Genomic DNA, 21,648 nt, shown 5'->3' with positions numbered 1-21,648 from the left:
CCAAACAAGTTCAGGGTGACGGAAAAGAGTCATCACAGCCTGGCGCCACACTGATGGGTGTCTCGACTTCGCTCGACACGAACGGGTTCGGGTCGGGTCTTTCCCCTAGGACGGATCGACATTCAGCTCTGGCGGCCTGCAAATGGCGGCTTTTCGCGCTTCCGCTGCTCACGTGCCGTCAGCACGCTGCGCTCCGGGTCCCGAAAACCCACCATTTTGACCTGTGGTCGTCTTCGACTCCGGCTCGCCATCTTCTGAATGTCGATCCGTCCTAGAATTGATAGGCGATGCCGACGCCTCCGACCCACTGGTCGGCGCTGCCGGCGTCGCGGACGATCGGCGAAGCGGCGAAACGGCCGGTCATGCGGCCGTATTGCGCGCCGCCGAGCAGCACGAATCCCTTCCGCAGATCGCCCGACAGCGCCCAGGCGCCGGCGAGGCCGATCGTATATTTGCCCGCGGTCGCCTTGCGCCCGGCGCGGTCGTAGACGGGCAGGCCGCTCGCGGCGCTGCCGAGCGGATCGACGTCGTAATAATAGCGGCCGAAGCCCTTGCCATAGATGTTCAACGACGCCGAGACGCCGACATAGGCGCGCTTCGACAGTGGGGTGCCATAGTCGATCGTCGGCGAGACGAACCAGCTTCCGTGCCGTCCCGAAACATCGGCGAGCCCGACGACGCGGACGCCGAGCTGGTCGTAGCGGCTGGTGAAGACGCCCTGGCGGGTGACGCCCATCGCCAATCCCGCCTCGACCGCCAGCTTGCGTTCGCCGAGCGCCTCGACCTGCGCGTCCTTGATGCGGCCGGTGCGGTCGCTGCGCAGGCCGATGATCGGGCCGAACTTGAAGTCGGTGCGCTGGCCGCGCTTCTGCCGGATCAGGTCGACCTGGAAATTGGTGCCGCGGGTCGAAAAGGCGAAGCCGCTGACGCGCCCGCGCAGATAGAAGGCGGGCAGGACGGCGCGCTCGTCGGAGCCGTTGTAGCTCGGCACGCTGATCACTCCGGCGGCGACAGCGAAATGGTCGCGCGCCCATCGGCGATCGTCGTCCTCGTCGCGGTCGCGCGCGGCGGGCAGCAGGATCGAGTCGTCGATGTCGCCGCGATCCTGCGCATAGCGGACGGGCGCGGGTTGGCCGGCGGGCCCGGGTTCGCGGCCGCCGCTCAGGCTGCGGTCGGCGGGGGGCGGGTCATAGGGCAGCGCGGCTTCGTCCGCGGCGGCGGGCGACGTCGTCCCGATCGCGGCGGCGAGGAGGGCGAGGAACGGCAGGCAAAGCAAGCGAAGGGCGGGCGCGACCATGGACGGTTTATCTTCCTGTCGTGGTGCCCCTCTCGGCGCAATGTGTAAGTCATTGACGCCGCAATGCAATGGGGTAGCGGTGACTGGAATCGGGCCGCCGATCCCCGCATCCGCGTGCATCGGACGTCATTGCGAGAGGCGAAACCGCGCGGCAGTCCAGAGCAGGTGCAAGCCGCCCCGCCGGCTGCCAAGGCTTCGCCTTGCGATGGCGGGCTTTTCGTTCCACCATGGCGGCATGTCCGATCGTCGCGCCTTCGCTTTTCCATGCCGCGTCCGCGGCGCCGGTTCGGCATGAGCCGGGCGCCGCGCCTTGCCGGCTATGCGCTGATGGCGGCGGCGGCGCTGCTCGCGCTGGCGATGCGACGCGCGGGGCTGGAGGCGGTCGGGCCGTTTCCCGCCGTCGCGGTCGCGCTGTTCGCCGGAATGATCGGCGTGATGCTGGTGTTCACCGACCTGATGGTACGCGGCCTCTATGCGCAGATCGACGCGGGCAAGCGCGGCGCGGACGTGGAGGCCGACGAAAAGGTGCCGCCTCTTTAGAGGAGGGCGGGACCGGCTTTTCGTTCGACAGTTTCGGTGCTTGGCGGTATGAGGCGGCAAATGACCGACCGTCCGCATACGCCGCTGCTCGACACGGTGGATGTCCCCGCCGACCTCCGCAAGCTGAAGCCCGAACAACTCCGCCAGTTCGCCGACGAACTGCGCGCCGAGACGATCAGCGCCGTCGGCGCGACCGGCGGGCATCTCGGCTCGGGGCTGGGCGTCGTCGAACTGACCGTCGCGCTCCACTATGTGTTCGACACGCCGCGCGACAAGATCGTGTGGGATGTCGGGCACCAATGCTATCCGCACAAGATCGTCACCGGGCGCCGGGATCGCATCCGCACGCTGCGCCAGGGCGGCGGGCTTTCGGGCTTCACCAAGCGCAGCGAGAGCGAATATGATCCGTTCGGCGCCGCGCACAGCTCGACCTCGATCAGCGCCGCGCTGGGCTTCGCGATCGCCAACAAGCTGAAGGACGAGCCCGGCCGCGCGATCGCGGTGATCGGCGACGGGTCGATGTCGGCGGGCATGGCCTATGAGGCGATGAACAACGCCAAGCAGGCGGGCAACCGGCTGATCGTCATCCTCAACGACAACGACATGTCGATCGCGCCGCCGGTCGGCGGGCTGTCGGCCTATCTGGCGCGGCTGGTGTCGTCGCGGCCGTTCCTGGAACTGCGCGAGGTCGCGCGGCGCTTCGCGCGCCGGCTGCCGCAGCCGCTGCACAAGGCGGCGCGCAAGACCGACGAGTTCGCGCGCGGGCTGGCGATGGGCGGGACGCTGTTCGAGGAACTGGGCTTCTACTATGTCGGGCCGATCGACGGGCATAATCTGGAGCATCTGATCCCGGTGCTGGAGAATGTCCGCGACAGCGACCATGGCCCGGTGCTGATCCACGCGGTGACGCAGAAGGGCAAGGGCTATGCCCCCGCCGAGGCGGCGGCCGACAAATATCACGGCGTGCAGAAATTCGACGTCATCACCGGCGAGCAGGCGAAGGCGCCGCCGGGGCCGCCCGCCTATCAGAATGTGTTCGGCGAGACGCTGGCGAAGCTGGCCGACAGCGACCCGCGCATCGTCGCGATCACCGCCGCGATGCCGTCGGGCACCGGAGTCGACAAGTTCGCGCGCGCGCACCCGGACCGCGCCTTCGATGTCGGGATCGCCGAACAGCATGCGGTGACCTTTGCGGCGGGCCTCGCGGCGCAGGGAATGCGGCCGTTCGCGGCGATCTATTCGACCTTCCTCCAGCGCGCCTATGACCAGGTCGTGCACGACGTCGCGATCCAGAACCTGCCGGTGCGCTTCGCGATCGACCGCGCCGGTCTGGTCGGCGCCGACGGGTCGACGCACGCGGGCAGCTTCGACGTCACCTATCTGGCGACGCTGCCCAACATGGTGGTGATGGCGGCGGCCGACGAGGCCGAACTCGTCCACATGACCTATACGGCGGCCGAATATGACGACGGCCCGATCGCTTTCCGCTATCCGCGCGGCAACGGCATCGGGGTGCCGCTGCCCGCGGTGCCGGAGAGACTGGCGATTGGCAAGGGGCGCGTCGTGCGCAGCGGCAAGACGGTCGCGATCCTGTCGCTCGGCACCCGGCTTGCCGAGGCGCTGAAGGCCGCCGACACGCTGGAGGCGCGCGGGCTGTCGACCAGCGTGATCGACCTGCGCTTCGCCAAGCCGCTCGACGAGGAACTGATCCGCCGCACGCTGGCGAGCCACGAGGTGTGCGTGACGATCGAGGAAGGCAGCATCGGCGGGCTGGGCGCGCACGTGCTGACGCTGGCGAGCGACGCCGGGCTGATCGACGCGGGGCTGAAGCTGCGCACGATGCGGCTGCCCGACAGCTTTCAGGATCAGGACGCGCCGCACGCGCAATATGACGCGGCGGGGCTCAACGCGCCGCAGATCATCGACACGGTGCTGAAGGCGCTGCGCCACAACAGCGCGGGCGTGGAGGAAGCGGGCGCGCGGGCTTAGTCCGGCCCGCTTTCCATCTCAAGCGCGTCGATAAATCTCGCGCCGGTGGCCGATCGCCACGACGAGGATCACCATTCGGCCGTCCTCTATCTTTGCGATCACGCGATAATCGCCGATGCGATAGCGCCAATAGCCGGTGCGTTCGCCGACCAGCGCCTTGCCGCGCTGGCGTGGGTTTTCGAGTGCGGCAACTTGCTCCAGCCCGACAAGGATGCGCTCGCCGGCGCTGCGCGGCAGCTTGCGGAGTTGCCGCCGGGCCGCCGCGTCGAACTCAAGCGTCCAGGCCAAGCTCGCGTCGCATCTGTTCGATCGAAACGGTCTTGCCTGCGTCGGGCTGATTCAACGCTTCTTCGAGAAGCGCGATATCTTCGAGGTCCTCGATATATTCCTCGATCGCCTTGCGCGCGAGGGCGGTTTTGGTCCGGCCCGACCGCCTGGCGGCGGCGGCGAGCCGTTCTTCCAATTCCTTGTCGAGGCGGATGGCCAGCATGGCAAAGCTCCTTTGCTATACATGTATAGCAAAGTTGCCAATCCTGCAATCCGACGGTGTGAAGACTGCGGCTACGCCCCGGGGATCGCGGCGCTGGCGTCGCGGCCGTCGCCTTCGGGGGCGGCGATGATGTCGCGGGTGACGAGGCCCTTGTCGACCACCTGCGTGTCGGGGCTGCCGATCTGGCTGCGGATGCCGGCGTCGGCGCGCGGGCCGTCGGCGCTGCCGATGATCGCCGATTCGGTCGCGCTGCGCGGCGAATCGCCGCCGAACAGCGCGCGCAGCGTCTGCTCCGCGGTGGTTTCGTTGCCGGGGCGCGCGGCGCCGGGGGCGGGCGGGGTCAGCGCGAAATCGGGCGGCACGACGAGCGGCGCCTGGCGCGACACCGCGAATTCGTCGGGCCGGTCGCGGCTGAACAGGCTGTTCGACCCGCAGGCCGAAAGCGTCGTCGCGAGGAGCGAGGCGGCGAGGATGACGGTGGTCCGGTTCACGTGAAAAACTCTCCTGATGCGCCCCGTTTAATCCGCGGCCGTGCCGTTCGCCGAACGGTCGGCGGCCGAAGGCGCCTTTTCGCGCAAGAGCAGCGCGCGCGCAACCAGCAAAAGCACGCCGATGGTGATGCAGGCATCGGCGACGTTGAAGATCAGGAACGGCCGGAAGTCCCCGAAATGCAGGTCGGCGAAATCGACGACGAAGCCGTGGCGGACGCGGTCGACGATGTTGCCGAGCGCGCCGCCGAGGATCAGCGCGAGCGCGACGACGTCGCCCTTCGCCTGCTCGCGCGTCATCCAGAAGGCGACCGCGGCGGCGACGAACGCAGTGACGGCGACCAATGTCCAGCGCGTCGTGTCGTTGCAGTCGGAGAACATCGACAGCGAGATGCCGCAATTCTCCGCCCAGGTCAGGTTGAAGATCGGCAGCACGCCGATGACGCGCTTCGCCTCGAGCGACATCGGGCCGATGACGACCCACTTGCTGACCTGGTCGAGCAGGAAGGCCGTTGCGGCGACGAGCAGGCCGAAGCGCAGATAGGGGGAGCGTTTTCCGGTCATCCCCCGTCCAATACCGTCTCGCAGCGATTGCACAAGCCGCCGTCCTGTGCGACCTCCGGCAGGTGGCGCCAGCAGCGGCCGCATTTGTGGTTTTCGGTGCGCTTCACGTCCCATTCGCCCCGGTGGACGGTCGAGGTGATGAAGATTTCCTCATAATCGACGTCGCCCGGATCGTCGGGCAGCCACAGCTCGGCTTCGAGGCTGGACCGGACGACCTTGTCGCGGCGCAGCGGCTCGATCCGCTCGGTGACGAGCGCCCGGGTCTCGCGGATCGCTGCCCATTTCGCGCGCATCGCGTGGCTCTGCGGCAGGGCGGGAAGAACGGGCCATTCGAGCAGATGCACGCTGCCCGCATCGGGATAGCGCGTGCTCCACACCTCTTCGCTGGTGAACACCAGCACCGGCGCGGCGTAGCGGACGAGCGCGTGGAACAGCGTGTCGAGCACGCTGCGATAGGCGCGGCGGGTGTCGGTGCCGAGCGGCGCGGCGGGGCCGAGGTCGCAGTAGAGGACGTCCTTGCGGATGTCGAAATAGAAGGCCGACAGATCCTCGTTGCAGAAATCGGCGAGGCTGCGCGTGTAGCTGTTGAAGTCGAAATCATCGACCGCCTGCGCCAGCTTCGCATCGAGTTCGGCGAGCAGCGACAGCATGTAGCGTTCGAGCTCGGGCATCGCGGCGACGTCGGTGACGCGCTCCTCCTCGCTGAACCCGTCGAGCGCGCCGAGCAGGTAGCGGAACGTATTGCGCAGCTTGCGATACTGGTCGGCGACCCCGGTGAGGATCTCCTTGCCGATGCGGTGATCCTCGGTGAAATCGACCGACAGCGCCCACAGGCGGAGGATGTCGGCGCCATAGTCGCGCATCAGGTCGATCGGGCTGATCGTGTTGCCGAGCGACTTGGACATCTTCATGCCCTTGGCATCCATGGTGAAGCCGTGGGTCAGCACCGCGCGATAGGGGGCGTGGCCGCGCGTGCCGCAGCTTTCGAGCAGCGACGACTGGAACCAGCCGCGATGCTGGTCCGATCCCTCCAGATAGAGGTCGGCGGGGAAGGGCGAGCCGTCGTGGCGGACGAGCGCGGGCCAGCGGCCGCTTTCGAGCACGAAGGCGTGAGTCGATCCCGAATCGAACCAGACGTCGAGAATGTCGGTGATGCGCTCGTAATCGGCGGCATCGCGATCGGGGCCGAGATACTCCTGCGCGCGCGCGTCGCTCCACGCATCGACCCCCGATTCGCGGATCGCCGCGACGATGCGGTCGCCCACCAGCGGATCGTTCAGATACTGGCCGGTCTTGCGGTCGACGAACAAAGTGATCGGCACGCCCCATGCGCGCTGGCGCGACAGCACCCAGTCGGGGCGCGTTTCGACCATGCTGCCGATGCGGTTGCGGCCCTTGGCGGGGACGAAGCGCGTATCCTCGATCGCCTGCATCGCCGCCTGCCGCAGCGTCGGCGCGTCGCACCGCCCTTCCTCGGCCGGGTTGATCGCGCCGCCCTCATTTTCCCAGCGCTTTTCGCCGGGGGACTTGGGCGAGATGTGGGCCATCACCTTGTCCATCGGCACGAACCATTGCGGGGTGCAGCGATAGATGACCTTCGCCTTCGAGCGCCAGCTGTGCGGATAGCTGTGCCGGTAGTCGGCCGACGCCGCGAGCAGCGCGCCGGCTTCGCGCAGGTCGGAGCAGATCGGGCCGTCGGGGGCGTTGAACTTCGGGTTGATGACGCTGCCATGGCCGCCGAGCCACGCCCAGTCGGCGCGATACTTGCCGTCGCCCTCGACCGCGAATTGCGGTTCGATGCCGTTCGCCTTGCACAGGTCGAAATCGTCCTCGCCATGGTCTGGCGCCATGTGAACGAAGCCGGTGCCGCTGTCGGCGGTGACGAAATCGCCCGTGAGCAGGGGACGGGGCCGCGCGAAAAAGCCGCCGAGATGGTGCATCGGATGGCGCAGTTCGATGCCTTCGAAATCGGCACCGCTGTAGAGGCCCGCGCCGACGTTCCACTTGCCGCCGGTTCCGTCAAGATCGCCGAGGCGCTGCATGACTGACGCGGCAAGATCGCGCGCGACGAGATATTCGACCCGCTGGACATGGCCGGCGTCATCGGTCCATCCGTAATCGATGAGGATATATTGCAGCTCAGGATTGTAGGCGACGGCCTGGTTGACCGGGATCGTCCAGGGGGTGGTCGTCCAGATCAGCAGCTTCTGACCGGGAAAGATCTTTCCATTGCCTTTGGTTACTTCGAATGCCACGTCGATCTGGGTCGAGACGATGTCCTCATACTCAATCTCGGCCTCGGCGAGGGCGGTCTTTTCGACCGGCGACCACATCACCGGTTTGGCGCCGCGATAGAGCATGTCGTTGGCGGCGAATTTGAGCAGCTCGCGGACGATGGTCGCCTCGGCCTCATAATCCATCGTCAGATAGGGGTGGTTCCAGTCGCCGCCGATGCCGAGGCGCTTGAGCTGCTCGCGCTGGGTATCGACCCAATGCTGGGCATAGGCGCGGCATTCGGCGCGGAATTCCTCGACCGGAACCTCGTCCTTGTTGAGTTTCTTCTTGCGATACTGTTCCTCGACCTTCCACTCGATCGGCAGGCCGTGGCAGTCCCAGCCGGGGACGTAGGGCGCGTCCTTGCCCTTCAGCGTCTGGGTGCGGACGACCATGTCCTTGAGGATATGGTTGAGCGCATGGCCGATGTGCATGTCGCCATTGGCATAGGGCGGGCCGTCGTGGAGGATGAACTGGTCGCGACCCTTGCGGCTTTCGCGAATCTGCCCCTCAAGATTGCCTTCGAGCCATTTGGCGAGAATTGCCGGCTCCTTCTGCGGCAGGCCGGCCTTCATCGGGAAGTCGGTCTTGGGCAGGAAGACGGTGTCGCGATAGTCAGGAGCGTCGGTCATGGCCCGGGCGCTTAGCGCAGTTTTGCGGGCGCGCAAAGAAGGGCGAGCGGCTGCTTTTGGAAAAGATTCGCGCAGAGGCGCAGAGAAAAGGAAGAATGAAGGCGGCGGAGCCCCGATCTCTTGTCAGTGCTATCCTGCCGAACTTCGCTTTCGGACGCTGGACCCCGGCTTTCACCGGGGAACAGCTCACGCCTAAAGGATTACGTTCCCCGGCGAAAGCCGGGGTCCAGAGCTCTAACGCATCACGTCCGGATAAAGATCGCGCCATGTGGGATTCAGGGCTTCGATCGCCTCGACCTTCCAGGCGCGTTTCCATTCCTTCATCTGCACCTCGCGGCGCCTCGCATCTTGGAGATCGTCGAAATGGTGATACCAGACGAGCGTCTTGAGGCCGTATCGCTTTGTAAAGCCTTCGATCAGACCTTCGCGATGTTGCCAGATGCGCTGGCCAAGGTTGCTGGTGACGCCGATATAAAGCGTGCCGTTCCGCTTGTTGGTCAGGATATAGACCCAGCCGGACTTCATGGACGCGGTGTCGCTACTGGACCCCGACTTTCGTCGGGGAACAGCTTTCAGACATGGGCCAGCAGCGCCTTCGCCTGATCGCAGTCCGCCGCGATCTGGGCCATCAGCGCGTCCATCGTGTCGAATTTCGCCTCCGGGCGGAGGAAGGCGTGGAAGGCGACGTCGATCGGCTGGCCGTAGAGGTCGCCCGAGAAATCGAAGAAATGCGGTTCGAGCAGTTCCCTGGGCGGGTCGAAGCTGGGGCGGATGCCGAGGTTGGCGGCGCCTTTCAGCACGCGGCCATCGGACAGCGTGCTGGTGACGGCATAGATGCCGTAGCGCGGGCGCAGATAGCTGCCCATGTCGATATTCGCGGTCGGGAAACCCAGCAGGCGGCCGTTCTTGTCGCCGTGCTGGACGATGCCGCGCACGGTGAAGGGGCGGGTGAGCAGCCGCGCGGCGGTGGCGCAGTCCCCGGCGCGCAGCGCGTCGCGGATGCGGCTCGACGAGACGGCTTCGGCGGCGTCGTCGACCGGCGCCACCATTTCGGTGAAGAAGCCGAGGCGGCGGGCGTGGTCGGCGAGCGTCACGACATTGCCGCCGCGCCCCTTGCCGAAGACGAAATCGGCCCCGGTCACCACCCCCGCCGCGCCGTAGCGATCGAGCAGCAGTTCGGTGATGAAATCCTGTGCGCTGGTGTTCGCCAGCCCGGCATCGAAGGGGAGGACGAGCATCGCGTCGGCACCTGCGGCGGCGAACAGTTCCTGCCGCTGGTCGAGCGTGGTCAGGCGGAAGGGCGGCGCGTCGGGCTTGAAGAAGCGCACCGGGTGCGGATCGAAGGTCGCGACGATCGCGGGACGGCCGTCGTCCTTCGCATGATGGACGGCGCGGCCGACCACCGCCTGGTGCCCGGCGTGGAAGCCGTCGAAATTGCCGAGCGCGATGACGCCGCCGCGCAGGGGGGCGGCGATGCGGTCGTGGCCGTCGAGGCGGATCACGCGCTTTCCCCTCTCCGTTTGCCCTGAGCGTGTCGAAGGGCCGCTCTTTCTTGCCACGGTGAAGGAAAGAACAGTGCTTCGACACGCTCAGCACGAACGGACTGAGAAGGCGGGGTCATTTCGCGGCGGCCATCGGCGCGAGCCCCGCGCGGATGACGCGGATCGCGTTGCCGCCCATCGCGGCGCGGATTTCGTCGTCGGTGAAGCCCGCGTCGATCAGCGCCTGCGTCACCTGCACCAGCTTCGACGTGTCGAAGCGCACCGTCGTCGCGCCGTCATAGTCGCTGCCGAGCGCGACATGGTCGATGCCGACGAGGTCGCGGACGTGCTTCATCGCCTTCGCCACGCTCGCGGGCGAGGTGTCGCAGACCGCGGCGTCCCAATAGCCGATGCCGATCACGCCGCCGGTCGCGGCGACCCCGCGAATCTCATCGTCGGAAAGGTTGCGGTTGACCCCGCACGTCGCCTGCACCCCGCCGTGGCTGGAGACGACGGGGCGGCGCGCCATCGTCAATATGTCGGCGACGCAGGCGTGGCTGCAATGCGCGATGTCGACGATCATCCCCTTCGCCTCCATGCGCTGCACGACCTGTCGGCCGAGCGGGGTGAGGCCGCCCTTTTTCAGGCCGTGCATCGACCCGGCGAAGATATTGTCGAAGAAATGGGTGATCCCCGCCATGCGGATGCCGGCGGCGTAGAGCTTGTCCAGATTGTCGATATCGCCTTCGAGATCGTGCAGCCCCTCGACGCTGAGCATCGCGCCGACCGGCGGCGGCGCCTTGGTGCGCCGCGCCGCGAGCAGCGCGTCGAGCTGCGGCTGCGTCGCGACCGCCATCAGCCGGCCCTGCGACGCGGCGACGGCACGGTGCAGTTTCTCGGCATGCCACAGCGAGCGTTCGAGCAGCGAGTTCCACGTCCGCACCGGTTGAAGCTGCGCGATGACGAGACTGGTGACAATGTCGGTGTCGTCGCCGTTGGCGTCGTAATTCTGCCCCTTGGGCGCCTTTGTCGTGCTCGACAGGATCTGGAGCGCGACGTTCCCCTCTGCGAGGCGCGGCAGGTCCATGTGGCCGCGATCCGCCCGCTTCAGGAAATCGCGGCTCCACAGCAGGCTGTCGCTGTGCAGGTCGACGATCGTCAGCGTCTTGTGCAGCGCCTTCGTATGTTCGCCGACCTGAAGCAGCGGCTTGCCGTCGATCTTGTTCGTGCCGCGCTCGATCATGCCCGGCGCGAAGAGGAAGAAGGCCGCCGCCGCGACTAGCAGCAGCGCGAGAAGTCCGATCAGCCAGCGGCGCATTCTTCTTCTCCCCTATCCGGTCCTGCGGGTGAAGGTGACGAAGCTGTAGGCCGGCCGGCCGGCTTCGCCCGGGTGGTCCTCGCGCGCGATTTCCTGCCATTCGCGGGCGTCGGGATAGGCGATGGTCGCGTCGCCCGCGGGTTCCAGCGCCACCTCGGTCAGTTCGATGCGCGTCGCGAGCGGCAGGAACAGGCGATAGATGTCGGCGCCGCCGATCACCATCGCCTGCGGCGCGTTGGCGAGGCGCAGCGCCTCTTCGAACGACCCGGCGGGCTCGGCGCCCTCCTCGTGCCAGCCGGGATCGCGGGTGAGGACGATGTGGCGCCGCCCGTCGAGCACTGCGGGCAGGCTGTCGAAGGTCTTGCGCCCCATGATCATCGGACGGCCCATGGTGAGCTGTTTGAAGCGGCGCAGGTCGGCGGGCAGGTGCCACGGCATCTTTCCGTCCGCGCCGATGACGCCGTTGGCGGCGCGGGCGAGGATCAGCGTGATGTCGGAACGCTTCATCGGGGCGCGGCCTCTGATTCCACCCCCGGGCCGGCGCCCGGACCGACCCACGTGACATGGCCGAGCTTGCGCCCCGGACGCACTTCGGTCTTGCCATAATGGTGGACGTGTGCGGCGCCGTCGGCGAGCAGGTCGGGGACGCGGTCGATGTCGGTGCCGATCAGATTGTGCATGGTAACCGGCAGCCGCGGCACGGCGGTGCTGCCGAGCGGCAGGCCGGCGACGGCGCGGACATGATTTTCGAACTGGCTCGCCACCGCGCCCTCGATCGTCCAGTGGCCGCTGTTGTGGACGCGCGGCGCCATCTCGTTGAACAGCGGCCCGGCGTCGGTCGCGAAGAATTCGCCGGCGAGCACCCCGACATAATCGAGCGCGTCGGCGACCTGCGCCAGCAACGCGCGCGCCTCCGCCTGCTGGTCGAGGACGATCGGCGGCGGCGGCAGCGTCGAGGCGCGCAGGATGCCCGCTTCGTGGACGTTGAGCGGGCTGTCCCAGACGCGCGTCTCGCCGTCGAGGCCGCGCACCAGGATCACCGAAAATTCGTGCGCGAAGGCGACGAAGCCTTCGAGGATCGCGGCGCGCGCGCCGATCGCCTGCCACGCGGCATCGGCATCGGCCGGGTCGGGCGAGGCGATCCGCGCCTGCCCCTTGCCGTCATAGCCCATGCGCACCGTCTTGAGGATCGCGGGCGTGCCGATCGCCGCGAGCGCGGCGTCGAGCGCGGCGCGGTCGGGCACCGCGGCGAAGGGCGCGGTGCGGCCGCCGAGACCGGCGACGAACGCCTTTTCGGCGAGCCGGTCCTGCGCGACCTCCAGGCTTTTCGCGCCGGGGCGCACCGCGACATGTCCCGACAGGAAGCGCACCGTGTCGACGGGAACATTCTCGAACTCGAAGGTCACGACGTCGCAGGCGGCGGCGAAGGCGGCCAGCCGTTGCTCGTCGTCCCACGCCGCGCGCGTATGCATCGCCGCGACTTCCGCTGCGACGCTTTCGCGGTCGGGGGCATAGACATGGGTGCGATAGCCGAGCCGGGCGGCGGCGGCGGCGAGCATGCGGCCGAGCTGGCCGCCGCCCAATATGCCGATGGTCGAGCCGGGCGGCAGCATCCGCGATCAGCCCTCGCGCACCGGAATCGTGGCGACGCCCTCGGTCTGCGCGGCGCGCCAGGCGTCGAGTCTTTGCGCAAGGCCGGCGTCGGCGTTCGCAAGCAGCGCGGCGGCGAACAGGCCGGCGTTGGTCGCGCCCGCCTTGCCGATCGCGAAGGTCGCCACCGGCACCCCGCCGGGCATCTGGACGATCGACAGCAGGCTGTCCATGCCGTTCAGCGCCGCCGACTGGACGGGGACGCCCAGCACCGGGACGCGCGTCATCGATGCGATCATGCCGGGCAGGTGCGCGGCGCCGCCGGCGCCGGCGATGATCGCCTTCAGCCCGCGATCCGCCGCTTCGCGGGCATAGGCGACGAGCCGGTCGGGGGTGCGGTGCGCGGAGACGATCCGCACCTCGTGCGCGATCCCCAGTTCCTCGAGGACCTGCACGGCATGCGCCATGGTCGGCCAGTCCGACTGGCTGCCCATGATCACGCCGACGCTGATGCCGGTGTCCGGCGCCGCTTCGCCCATCACCCCAATCTCCCTGCCGCGGCGATTCACCGCCGTCCGGTCCCCCTAGCGGGTCGGGAAGGCGGGAGCAACGCCGGCTTGGGACCCCGTTTACCGATTGGTATCAAGTGGCGGCTATCGTCGTTCCACGCAGCTCGCCGGCACCCGGCCGGGGGCGGGGGTTCGCTTCGGGGACGATGGATGGACAGCATGGGGGGGGCACGGATCGCGGTCGACCGGACCGGCGTCATATCCGTCGACTCCATCGAAGATCAGCTCCGCGACATGCGTCGCGAACGCGACGCGCTGCGCCGCGAGAACCGCATATTGAAGATTGCCGTCGCCGAGCTCGAACGCGTGTCGGAACGCGACACGCTGACCCCGCTATTCAACCGCCGCTATTTCCTGACCGCGATCCACCAGCGCATCGCCCGTTTCGAACGCCATGCGGAAAGCGCGGCGATCGTCTTCGCCGACCTCAACCAGCTCAAGCGGATCAACGACAGCCTCGGCCACGCCGCAGGCGATTTCGCGCTGCTCGAGGTGGCGAAGCGGATGCAGGAATCGATCCGATCGACCGACGTCGCGGCGCGGATCGGCGGCGACGAGTTCGGGCTGATCCTCGACCAGTCGAGCGAGGCCGGCGCGCGCGCGCAGGTCGAACGGCTGCAGCATGTGCTGGCGGCGACGCCCGCCGTCTACGATGGGCATGCGATCACCCTGTCGGCCTGTTTCGGGGTCGCGATGCTGCGGACCGGGATGACCGAATCGGACATACTGGCCGCCGCTGACCGCGACATGTACAGCTGCAAGCTGGCGCTCGGCAGCGCCATGGGACACCGCTGACCCGTCTCGCGGGGCGGCCGCCTCAACCGCCTGTTAACCAAAAGCGCGCATGATCCGCCCGAGGGGGAGGGGATGCGTCATGCACGGCCATAGCGACCCGGTTCATCACATCCAGCGCCGGATCACCGGCCAGATCGGCGCGCTCGCCGACGCGCTGCCGCATTGCGCGCTGTCGCAGTTCGTCGAAGGCGTCGACGATATCCGGCGCCTCGCGCGCGACCATGGTTTCGCGATGGTCGAAACGCTGGCGAGCCGGCTCGAATCGGCGGTGGCGGCGGGCGGCTTCCAGACCGCGATCCGCACCTATCTCGACGCGATGAGCGACGCCGCCGGCGCGCCGCCGGGACCGCTTCCCGCCGCGGCGCAGGAGGCGTGGCTCGCCTCGGTGGCGACCCGGCTCGGGCATTGACGCCGCGCCGCTGACGCCGCACATCGCCTGTCATGGATGCCATCATGCTCGCCCTCGTCGCGGTGGCGCTCGCCAATGCCGACGGGCGCGCGGGGCGTTTCCTGTCGGAGCTGCTGGCCCGGCGCGCCGACCGGCGCCGCACCGTCGCCATCGCTTTCGGAACCTTCGGCGCCAACGCGCTGATCGCCGCGGTCGCGGGGAGCATCGCCAACCGCATGATCGGACAGGGCGTCGTCGCGCTGCTGCTGGCCCTTGCCCTGCTGACCGCCGCGGGCGCGCTCGTCTGGCGCGGCGCGGCGGCATCTCCGGCGGAGCGCGAGGCGGAACTGCCGGCGCCGCTGCTGGCGGCGCGGCTGTTGCTGGTCCAGTTCGGCGATCGCAGCCACGTCCTGATCGGCGCGCTCGCGGCGACGAGCGGCGCGGGCGTCTGGGCCGCTGCGGGCGGCTTCATCGGCTGGGTGCTGGCGCTGCTGCCCGTGCTGGCTTTCGGTCCCGGGCTCACCGCGCATCGCTCCGCATCGGTCATCCGATGGGGCGCCGCCGCGATCCTGCTGCTGTGGGGCGCGCGCGCGGCGATGACCGCCTTCGGCTTGTAGGTTCCGCCCGTTTTTCCATCGGTCATCGAATTTCTCGATGACAGCGGCCAAGAGGTTCCATGGGAACTTTTGACCGGCTTCGGCTATATGAAGGAAAAGCAAACGAAAGGACAATTCATGCCCCAGAAGAACCAGCCCGCGATCGCCGACGCGCTCAATGCGCTCCTCGCCGACAGCTTTGCTCTCTATCTCAAGACCAAGAATTATCACTGGCACGTTCAGGGCCCGCATTTCCGCAGCCTGCACCTGCTGTTCGACGAACAGGCGGCCCAGATCCTGGCGACCACCGACCTGATCGCGGAGCGGGTGCGCAAGAATGGCGCCACGACGCTTCGTTCGATCGGCGATATCGGGCGGCACCAGTCGATCAAGGACGACGACAAGGCCGGGGTCGACGCCGACACGATGGTCCGCACCCTCGCCAAGGACAATGAGACGCTGCTCGAACGGCTCCACGAAGCCAAGGACGCGGCCGAGGCCGAAGGCGACATCGCGACCAGCGGGCTTGTCGACGGCTGGGCCGACGAGACGCAGCAGCGCATCTGGTTCCTCAAGGCGACCGAGGGTTATTGAGCCCGGGGGCGCCCCTCTTCTTCGTAGTGCGAGCGCGGCAATCTCCGGTCCCGGCAGGGCCGGACGATGGCTGGAGATTGCTTCGCTTTGCTCGCAATGACGATTCGGGCTGAGGGCGGCCCCGTTAGAGTCTGATCGTCTTGGCTTGCAAGGCCACATGCTCCCGCGAAGGCGGGAGCCCGGAGCTTCGAAGAGCCAAGGTCGGCGCCATGTCGCTCTGGGTCCCCGCCTGCGCGGGGACACGGCGTGGTTCATCCAACATGATCGCGCTGCTAAAGCCGCTCTGCCTGCACCACCGTGTCCGAGGCGCGCAGCGCCGACAGGATGCGCATCACATGATGGACGTCGCGCACCTCGACGACGACGTCATAGGTGTGAAAGCCGCCCTCGCGATTCGACAGCCGCAGATTGGTGATGTTCGCCGAATTGGCGGCGAGGATGCCCGACATTTCGGCGAGCGTCCCCGGCTCGTTCATGATGACGACGCACAGCCGCGCGTTGCCGCCCTCGCTATTCTCCTGCCAGCGCAGGTCGATCCAGTCGGCGTCGATCCCGTCGGCGAGGCTGGGGCAGTCGATGACATGCACCTCGATCCCCTCGCCGGGCCGCGCGAGGCCGACGATGCGGTCGCCGGGAACCGGATGGCAGCAGGCGGCGAGCTTGTAGGCGACCCCCGGCGTCAGCCCCGCGATCGACACGGCGGCGCCCTGCCGCAGCTTGCCGGGCTTGGTCTTCATCTCGGCGGTGATGCCGGGCACCAGCGCCTCCATGACGGCATTGTCCGAAAGCTGGCGCTTGCCGATCGCGACATAGAGCGCGGTGTCGTCGTCAAGCTTCAGCCGCTCGACCGCGGCGGCGCGCGCCTTGTCGCCGATGCGGCCGGGCAGGCGCTGGACGATCTCCTCGTAGATCTTGCGCCCCAGCGCCGCGAGCTCGACGCGCTCTTTCGACCGCACATGGCGGCGGATCGCCGCACGCGCCTTGCCGGTGACGGCGAAGCCCAGCCACGCGGGCTGCGGCGTCTGCTTGTCCGACGTCAGGATTTCGACCGTGTCGCCGTTGACGAGCTGGGTGCGCAGCGGGACGAGGCGGCCGTTGACCTTGGCCCCCACCGTCCGGTCGCCGAGCCCGGTGTGCACCGCATAGGCGAAGTCGACCGGCGTCGCGCCCTTGGGAAGCTGGAACAGGCTGCCCTTCGGCGTGAAGGCGAAGATGCGGTCCTGATACATGGCGATGCGGGTGTTCTCGAGGAACTCGTCCGGATCGTGCGTCTGTTCGAGGATTTCGAGCAGGTCGCGAATCCAGCCCGCCTGCCCGTCGGGGCCGCTGCCGCCCTGCTTGTAGGCCCAGTGCGCCGCGAGGCCATATTCGGACTGCTGGTGCATTTCGCGGCTGCGGATCTGGATTTCGATCCGCATGTTCTGCTGGTGCATGATCGTCGTGTGCAGCGACTTGTAGCCGTTGCGCTTCGGCGTCGAGATATAGTCCTTGAAGCGGCCGGGGACCATTTTCCACTTGCGGTGGAAGAGGCCGAGCGCGGCATAGCAGTCGGCGTCGGTCGGGGTGATGACGCGAAAGGCGATGATGTCGGTCACCTGTTCGAAGCTGACGTGGCGTTCCTGCATCTTGCGCCAGATCGAATAGGGATGCTTCTCGCGCCCCGACACGTCGGCCTCTATGCCGTTCTTTGCCAGCAGGTCCTTGAATTCGCGGCTGATCGCGGTGACCTTGTCCTTGCCGCCGGCGGTCAGCTTGGCGAGGCGGCCGGTGATCGTCGCATAGGCCTCCGGCTCCAGCTCGCGGAAGGCGAGCAGCTGCATCTCGCGCATATACTCGTACATGCCGATCCGCTCGGCGAGCGGGGCATAGATGTCCATCGTCTCCCGGGCGATGCGGCGGCGCTTTTCGGGCTTCTGGATGAAATGCAGCGTGCGCATGTTGTGCAGCCGGTCGGCCAGCTTGACCAGCAGCACGCGGATGTCGTCCGACATGGCGAGCAGGAACTTGCGCAGATTCTCGGCCGCGCGCTCATTCTCGGTCTGCGCCTCGATCTTGCTGAGCTTGGTGACGCCGTCGACCAGGCGCGTCACGTCGGGACCGAACAGCCGCTCGATCTCTTCGGGGGTGGTCAGCGTGTCCTCGAGCGTGTCGTGGAGCAGCGCGGTGACGATCGTCTCGCTGTCGAGATGCAGGTCGGTCAATATGCCCGCGACCTCGACCGGATGGCTGAAATAGGGGTCGCCCGACGCGCGCTTCTGGCTGCCGTGCTTCTGGACGGTGAAGACATAGGCGCGGTTGAGCAGCGCCTCGTCGACGTCGGGATCGTAGGCGCGCACGCGTTCGACAAGTTCATATTGCCTGAGCATTGCCGTCAATGTCGTGCAAGCGCCGTTAATTGCAATGCGAAAATGCGTCGCGGCGTTCGAACGGGGTATCGGCCGGGCGGCGGCGCGCGCCATAAACTTTTGGCGTTGGCACGGATAATGCGTTAGTGCCGAGTCATGGGAAAAAGTGCTGGGTCCATGGAAAAGCTGCGCGAACCGTTGAACGATCTGGTCGGGGGGCAGTGCGCGTTGCCGCTGGCGCTCGAAGCGATGGGCGAGAGATGGTCGTTCATGATCCTGCGCGCCGCCTTCAACGGCGTGCATCATTTCGAGGAATTCCAGCACGAGCTGAACATCGCGCGCAACATATTGTCGAACCGGCTGTCGCGGCTGGTCGACCATGGCATCATGGCGCGCGAGGTGATGGCCGAGGATCGCCGCAAGGTCCGCTACGAGCTTACCGAAAAGGGGCTGGAGCTGCTGCCCGCGATGATCGCGCTGCGGCAATGGGGCGAGAAATGGGGCGCCGGCGTGCCTTCGACCCCGGTGCTCGTCGACGTGCGCGACGAACAGCCGATCGGCCCGGTGACGATCACCGCGCACGACGGCAGGCCGCTGGGATACAAGGAGCTGCTGTGGAAGCATCGGTCCGAACTGCAGCCGCTCGGCCAGGCGCGGGTGCGGGCCGACGCGCGCGTCGATCCGGTCGCGGCCGAATGAGCCGCGCACGCGCCGCCCGCTGATCGTCCGGACTCCGCCTCTCTCATGCCGCTGTTCGGACTGACCTCGCCGGGGCCCTTTTTCGGCAACAAGATTCGCGCCTTCTGGAACCTCCAGATCCTGGGCTGGCTCGCCTGGTTCGGGCTGCGCGCGATGTCGGGGTTCGCGGGCGGGCAGACCTTCGATTTCCTCGTCCTCGTCGTCGTTTCGGCGGTCACGGGCTTTTCGCTGACGCTGCTGCTGTCGGTCTGCTATCGCGCGCTGATCAATCGCCGCACCATCCTGATGTGGGGGGCGTGCTTCGGGGTGCTGGCGATCGCGACCGCGATCTGGGCCTTCATCGACGCCTGGTTCCTCCAGATACTGAAACCCGACAGCGACACGAGCTTCACCGGCCTGCTGCTGGTCGCCATCTATATCGACGCGACGACGCTGGCCGCCTGGTCGGCGCTCTATTTCGCGATCAACTATTTCCTCCAACTCGAGGAGCAGAGCGACCGCGTGCTGCGGCTGGAGGCGCAGGCGGCGTCGGCGCAGCTCGCGATGCTGCGCTATCAGCTCAATCCGCATTTCCTGTTCAACACACTGAACAGTATTTCGACGCTGGTGCTGCTCAAGCAGTCCGAACCGGCGAATGCGATGCTGTCGCGCTTGTCGGCCTTCCTGCGCTACACGCTCGCCAACGAACCGACGGCGCAGGTGACGCTGGCGCAGGAGATCGAGACGCTGAAGCTCTATCTCGATATCGAGAAGATGCGCTTCGAGGACCGGCTGCGCCCGCATTTCCATATCGATCCCGGCGTCGCGCGGGCGCGATTGCCCTCACTGCTGCTCCAGCCGCTGATCGAGAATGCGATCAAATATGCGGTGACGCCGCAGGAAGAGGGCGCCGATATCACCATTTCCGCACAGCTTGCCGGTCAAAAGGTTCGGATTACCGTGTCCGATACCGGCGCGGGATTGTCAGCCGACGGCGCGGACCCCACGACGGGCATTGCAACGGAATCGACGGGCGTGGGTTTAGCGAACATCAGGGACCGGCTGGCCCAGGCGTTCGGCGACCAGCACAGGTTCGATGCGCAGTCGGGCGATGACGGCGGTTTCACGGTGACGATCGAGTTTCCGTTTCAGCCCGATGGACAGGCAAGGATTGGAACCGAAGCGACATGACGATCAGAACCATCCTGGTGGATGATGAAAAACTGGCGACCCAGGGCCTGCAACTCAGGCTCGAAGCGCACCCGGATGTCGAGGTTGTCGACACCGCCCTGAACGGCCGCGAGGCCATCCGAAAGATCAAGACCCACAAGCCCGACCTCGTCTTCCTCGACATTCAGATGCCGGGGTTCGACGGCTTTTCGGTGATCCAGGGGCTGATGGAGGTCGAACCGCCGCTGGTGGTGTTCGTCACCGCCTATTCGGACCATGCGATCCGCGCCTTCGAGGCGCAGGCGGTCGACTATCTGGTCAAGCCGGTCGAACCCGAACGGCTCGCCGACGCGCTCGACCGCGTCCGCCAGCGGCTGACCGAGAAGCGCGGCGCCGCCGAGGTCGAACGGCTGAAGACCGTGCTCGCCGAGGTCGCGCCCGAGGCGGTGGAGGAATTCGAGGGCGAGACGGCGGCCGAGGCGCCCGCCGCCGACCGCTATGAAAAGATGATCAACATCAAGGATCGCGGCCAGATTTTCCGCGTCGACGTCGACAGCATCGAGCGGATCGATGCCGCGGGCGATTACATGTGCATCTATACCGCCGACAACAGCCTGATCCTGCGCGAGACGATGAAGGATCTGGAAAAGCGGCTCGACCCGCGGAATTTCCAGCGCGTGCATCGCTCGACGATCGTCAACCTCAGCCAGGTCAAGCAGGTCAGGCCGCACACCAACGGCGAATGCTTCCTGATCCTGGGGTCGGGCGCGCAGGTGAAGGTCAGCCGCAGCTATCGCGACGTCGTGGCGCGGTTCGTGCATTGAATCGGCTCGCACGAAGACACAAAGACACCAAGACTGGACACCGATCGCCCTGAGCTTGTCGAAGGGCCGTTCTTTCTTTTGGGCGCCGCAAGAAGGACGGTGCTTCGACAAGCTCAGCACAAACGGGTCGAGGGAAATCCCTTCGTGTCTTCGCGCGACCCATGTGGCACGAGGGGCCGCGTTAAAGCTGATGCCCCGTCCGGTCGCGCTTGGTCGCGAGATAATGTTCATTGTGCGGATTGGTCGGCAGCGCGAGCGGGATGCGTTCGACCACCTCGACGCCTTCCTTCTCCAGCCGCGCGACCTTTTCGGGGTTGTTGGTCATCAGCCGGATGCGCGCGATTCCCAACAGGTCGAGCATTCGCCCGGCGATCGCGAAGTCGCGCGCCTCGACCGGGAAGCCGAGCCGCAGGTTGGCGTCGACCGTGTCGTAGCCCTGATCCTGCAACGCATAGGCGCGCAGCTTGTTGACGAGGCCGATGCCGCGCCCTTCCTGCCTGAGGTAGAGCAGCACCCCCCACGGTGCGTCGGCCATCGCGTGGAGCGCGGCGTGAAGCTGCGGCCCGCAATCGCATTTGAGACTGCCGAGCACGTCGCCGGTCAGGCATTCGCTGTGCAGGCGGACGACCGGCGGGTTGGCGTCGCGCCGGCCGATGACGAGCGCGACATGGTCCGACGCCTCCTCCGGGCTGCGGAAGGCGACGATCTCGGCGGTCTCGCTCGCCGCGACGGGCAGGCGCGCGCGCGCCGCGATCGCGAGACGCGCGGGGTCGAGCAGCGCGGCGACGTCGCCGTCGGTGCATTCGGCCTCGACGCCGCCGGCGGCCGGACGCACGAAGAAGGCGGGAAGCAGGCCCGCGTGGCGTGCCATCGTCATCGCCGCGGCGGCGGCCGCTTCGCCGCCGGTGGCGACGGTGCGGAACGGCCCCTTGAGCGGGTGCGCGAGGTCGAGCGCGGGATCAGCGACGGCGAGCGCGGCGGCGACGCTGTTGCCCGCGCCGGCGAGCCGCACCGGCCCCGGCGTCG

23 protein-coding genes are annotated in these 21,648 nt (G+C 67.3%); 9 read left to right on the top strand and 14 right to left on the bottom strand.

Going from position 1 to position 21,648, the window contains the following annotated elements:
• Window positions 1-271: 271 nt before the first annotated feature.
• Window positions 272-1,297, bottom strand: coding sequence for a MipA/OmpV family protein (locus SGR02S_RS14780; RefSeq protein ID WP_067111442.1), 1,026 nt, complete (start codon window positions 1,295-1,297; stop codon window positions 272-274).
• Between the two features lie 291 nt (window positions 1,298-1,588).
• Between SGR02S_RS14780 and SGR02S_RS14775 the strand changes: the two genes are divergently transcribed.
• The gene (locus tag SGR02S_RS14775; RefSeq protein ID WP_156483095.1) at window positions 1,589-1,837 is read left to right on the top strand and encodes a hypothetical protein; all 249 of its coding nucleotides are present in this window, start codon (window positions 1,589-1,591) and stop codon (window positions 1,835-1,837) included.
• A gap of 60 nt (window positions 1,838-1,897) precedes the next feature.
• Entirely contained in the window at window positions 1,898-3,826 is a 1,929-nt protein-coding gene (gene dxs / locus SGR02S_RS14770) for a 1-deoxy-D-xylulose-5-phosphate synthase (protein WP_067111435.1), read from the top strand.
• An 18-nt stretch (window positions 3,827-3,844) separates the two neighbouring features.
• Here the strand turns inward: dxs and SGR02S_RS14765 are convergent, their stop codons facing one another.
• The 11 genes from SGR02S_RS14765 to purE form a co-directional block, all read right to left on the bottom strand.
• Window positions 3,845-4,114 carry a type II toxin-antitoxin system RelE family toxin gene (locus tag SGR02S_RS14765; RefSeq protein ID WP_067111433.1) on the bottom strand — a complete coding sequence of 90 codons (270 nt, stop codon included), beginning with the start codon at window positions 4,112-4,114 and terminating at the stop codon, window positions 3,845-3,847.
• Window positions 4,098-4,316: a type II toxin-antitoxin system RelB family antitoxin gene (gene relB, locus SGR02S_RS14760; protein ID WP_067111430.1), complete on the bottom strand. Its 219-nt coding sequence runs from the start codon at window positions 4,314-4,316 to the stop codon at window positions 4,098-4,100. Before relB ends, SGR02S_RS14765 begins: the two co-directional genes overlap by 17 nt.
• 71 nt (window positions 4,317-4,387) lie before the next feature.
• Window positions 4,388-4,807: a DUF3035 domain-containing protein gene (locus tag SGR02S_RS14755; protein ID WP_067111427.1), complete on the bottom strand. Its 420-nt coding sequence runs from the start codon at window positions 4,805-4,807 to the stop codon at window positions 4,388-4,390.
• 27 nt (window positions 4,808-4,834) lie between these two features.
• Window positions 4,835-5,368 (bottom strand): signal peptidase II, encoded by a 534-nt coding sequence (lspA, locus tag SGR02S_RS14750; RefSeq protein ID WP_067111424.1) that lies wholly within the window; start codon window positions 5,366-5,368, stop codon window positions 4,835-4,837.
• A complete protein-coding gene (ileS, locus tag SGR02S_RS14745; RefSeq protein WP_067111421.1) occupies window positions 5,365-8,274 on the bottom strand; it encodes an isoleucine--tRNA ligase in 2,910 nt (969 codons plus the stop codon). Before ileS ends, lspA begins: the two co-directional genes overlap by 4 nt.
• A 234-nt stretch (window positions 8,275-8,508) precedes the next feature.
• Window positions 8,509-8,799: a GIY-YIG nuclease family protein gene (locus SGR02S_RS14740; protein ID WP_067111418.1), complete on the bottom strand. Its 291-nt coding sequence runs from the start codon at window positions 8,797-8,799 to the stop codon at window positions 8,509-8,511.
• Between the two features lie 47 nt (window positions 8,800-8,846).
• Window positions 8,847-9,776 (bottom strand): bifunctional riboflavin kinase/FAD synthetase, encoded by a 930-nt coding sequence (locus SGR02S_RS14735; RefSeq protein WP_067111415.1) that lies wholly within the window; start codon window positions 9,774-9,776, stop codon window positions 8,847-8,849.
• A gap of 115 nt (window positions 9,777-9,891) precedes the next feature.
• Window positions 9,892-11,073, bottom strand: a complete 1,182-nt coding sequence (locus SGR02S_RS14730) for a dipeptidase (protein WP_067111412.1) — start codon at window positions 11,071-11,073, stop codon at window positions 9,892-9,894.
• 12 nt (window positions 11,074-11,085) lie between these two features.
• A complete protein-coding gene (locus SGR02S_RS14725) occupies window positions 11,086-11,580 on the bottom strand; it encodes a dihydrofolate reductase (RefSeq protein ID WP_067111409.1) in 495 nt (164 codons plus the stop codon).
• Window positions 11,577-12,686 carry a 5-(carboxyamino)imidazole ribonucleotide synthase gene (locus SGR02S_RS14720; RefSeq protein ID WP_067111406.1) on the bottom strand — a complete coding sequence of 370 codons (1,110 nt, stop codon included), beginning with the start codon at window positions 12,684-12,686 and terminating at the stop codon, window positions 11,577-11,579. The genes SGR02S_RS14725 and SGR02S_RS14720 overlap by 4 nt, the downstream gene beginning before the upstream one ends.
• A gap of 6 nt (window positions 12,687-12,692) precedes the next feature.
• The gene (gene purE, locus SGR02S_RS14715; protein ID WP_067111403.1) at window positions 12,693-13,202 is read right to left on the bottom strand and encodes a 5-(carboxyamino)imidazole ribonucleotide mutase; all 510 of its coding nucleotides are present in this window, start codon (window positions 13,200-13,202) and stop codon (window positions 12,693-12,695) included.
• Between the two features lie 180 nt (window positions 13,203-13,382).
• Here purE and SGR02S_RS14710 point away from each other — a divergent pair, with 180 nt between their 5' ends.
• The 4 genes from SGR02S_RS14710 to SGR02S_RS14695 all read left to right on the top strand — a co-directional run bounded on the left by SGR02S_RS14710 (window position 13,383) and on the right by SGR02S_RS14695 (window position 15,605).
• Window positions 13,383-14,027, top strand: coding sequence for a GGDEF domain-containing protein (locus SGR02S_RS14710; protein ID WP_067111400.1), 645 nt, complete (start codon window positions 13,383-13,385; stop codon window positions 14,025-14,027).
• A 79-nt stretch (window positions 14,028-14,106) separates the two neighbouring features.
• Window positions 14,107-14,436: a hypothetical protein gene (locus SGR02S_RS14705; protein ID WP_067111397.1), complete on the top strand. Its 330-nt coding sequence runs from the start codon at window positions 14,107-14,109 to the stop codon at window positions 14,434-14,436.
• A gap of 32 nt (window positions 14,437-14,468) precedes the next feature.
• On the top strand, window positions 14,469-15,032 hold the full coding sequence (locus tag SGR02S_RS14700; RefSeq protein ID WP_067111395.1) for a hypothetical protein: 564 nt from the start codon (window positions 14,469-14,471) through the stop codon (window positions 15,030-15,032).
• 117 nt (window positions 15,033-15,149) lie between these two features.
• Window positions 15,150-15,605: a Dps family protein gene (locus SGR02S_RS14695; protein ID WP_082797171.1), complete on the top strand. Its 456-nt coding sequence runs from the start codon at window positions 15,150-15,152 to the stop codon at window positions 15,603-15,605.
• Between the two features lie 272 nt (window positions 15,606-15,877).
• Here SGR02S_RS14695 and SGR02S_RS14690 read toward each other — a convergent pair whose 3' ends face one another.
• Entirely contained in the window at window positions 15,878-17,971 is a 2,094-nt protein-coding gene (locus SGR02S_RS14690) for a RelA/SpoT family protein (protein WP_067111393.1), read from the bottom strand.
• Window positions 17,972-18,127: 156 nt separating this feature from the next.
• On the opposite strand from SGR02S_RS14690, the gene SGR02S_RS14685 reads away from it, so the two are divergent.
• Genes SGR02S_RS14685 through SGR02S_RS14675 form a run of 3 tightly spaced genes read left to right on the top strand, consistent with a single transcriptional unit; the run spans window position 18,128 to window position 20,622 of the window.
• Complete coding sequence (locus tag SGR02S_RS14685; protein WP_067111391.1) at window positions 18,128-18,649, top strand: winged helix-turn-helix transcriptional regulator; 522 nt, start codon at window positions 18,128-18,130, stop codon at window positions 18,647-18,649.
• 45 nt (window positions 18,650-18,694) lie between these two features.
• A complete protein-coding gene (locus SGR02S_RS14680) occupies window positions 18,695-19,819 on the top strand; it encodes a sensor histidine kinase (protein WP_067111389.1) in 1,125 nt (374 codons plus the stop codon).
• Window positions 19,816-20,622, top strand: a complete 807-nt coding sequence (locus tag SGR02S_RS14675; RefSeq protein WP_067111386.1) for a LytR/AlgR family response regulator transcription factor — start codon at window positions 19,816-19,818, stop codon at window positions 20,620-20,622. The genes SGR02S_RS14680 and SGR02S_RS14675 overlap by 4 nt, the downstream gene beginning before the upstream one ends.
• A gap of 181 nt (window positions 20,623-20,803) precedes the next feature.
• Here the strand turns inward: SGR02S_RS14675 and ribA are convergent.
• A partial coding sequence (gene ribA, locus SGR02S_RS14670; RefSeq protein ID WP_067111383.1) for a GTP cyclohydrolase II occupies window positions 20,804-21,648 on the bottom strand: 845 nt, incomplete at its 5' end.

Origin of the sequence: Sphingopyxis granuli NBRC 100800 (genome assembly GCF_001591045.1) — a bacterium.
Lineage (GTDB): Bacteria > Pseudomonadota > Alphaproteobacteria > Sphingomonadales > Sphingomonadaceae > Sphingopyxis > Sphingopyxis granuli.
This window is presented reverse-complemented; position numbering and strand designations above follow the sequence as displayed.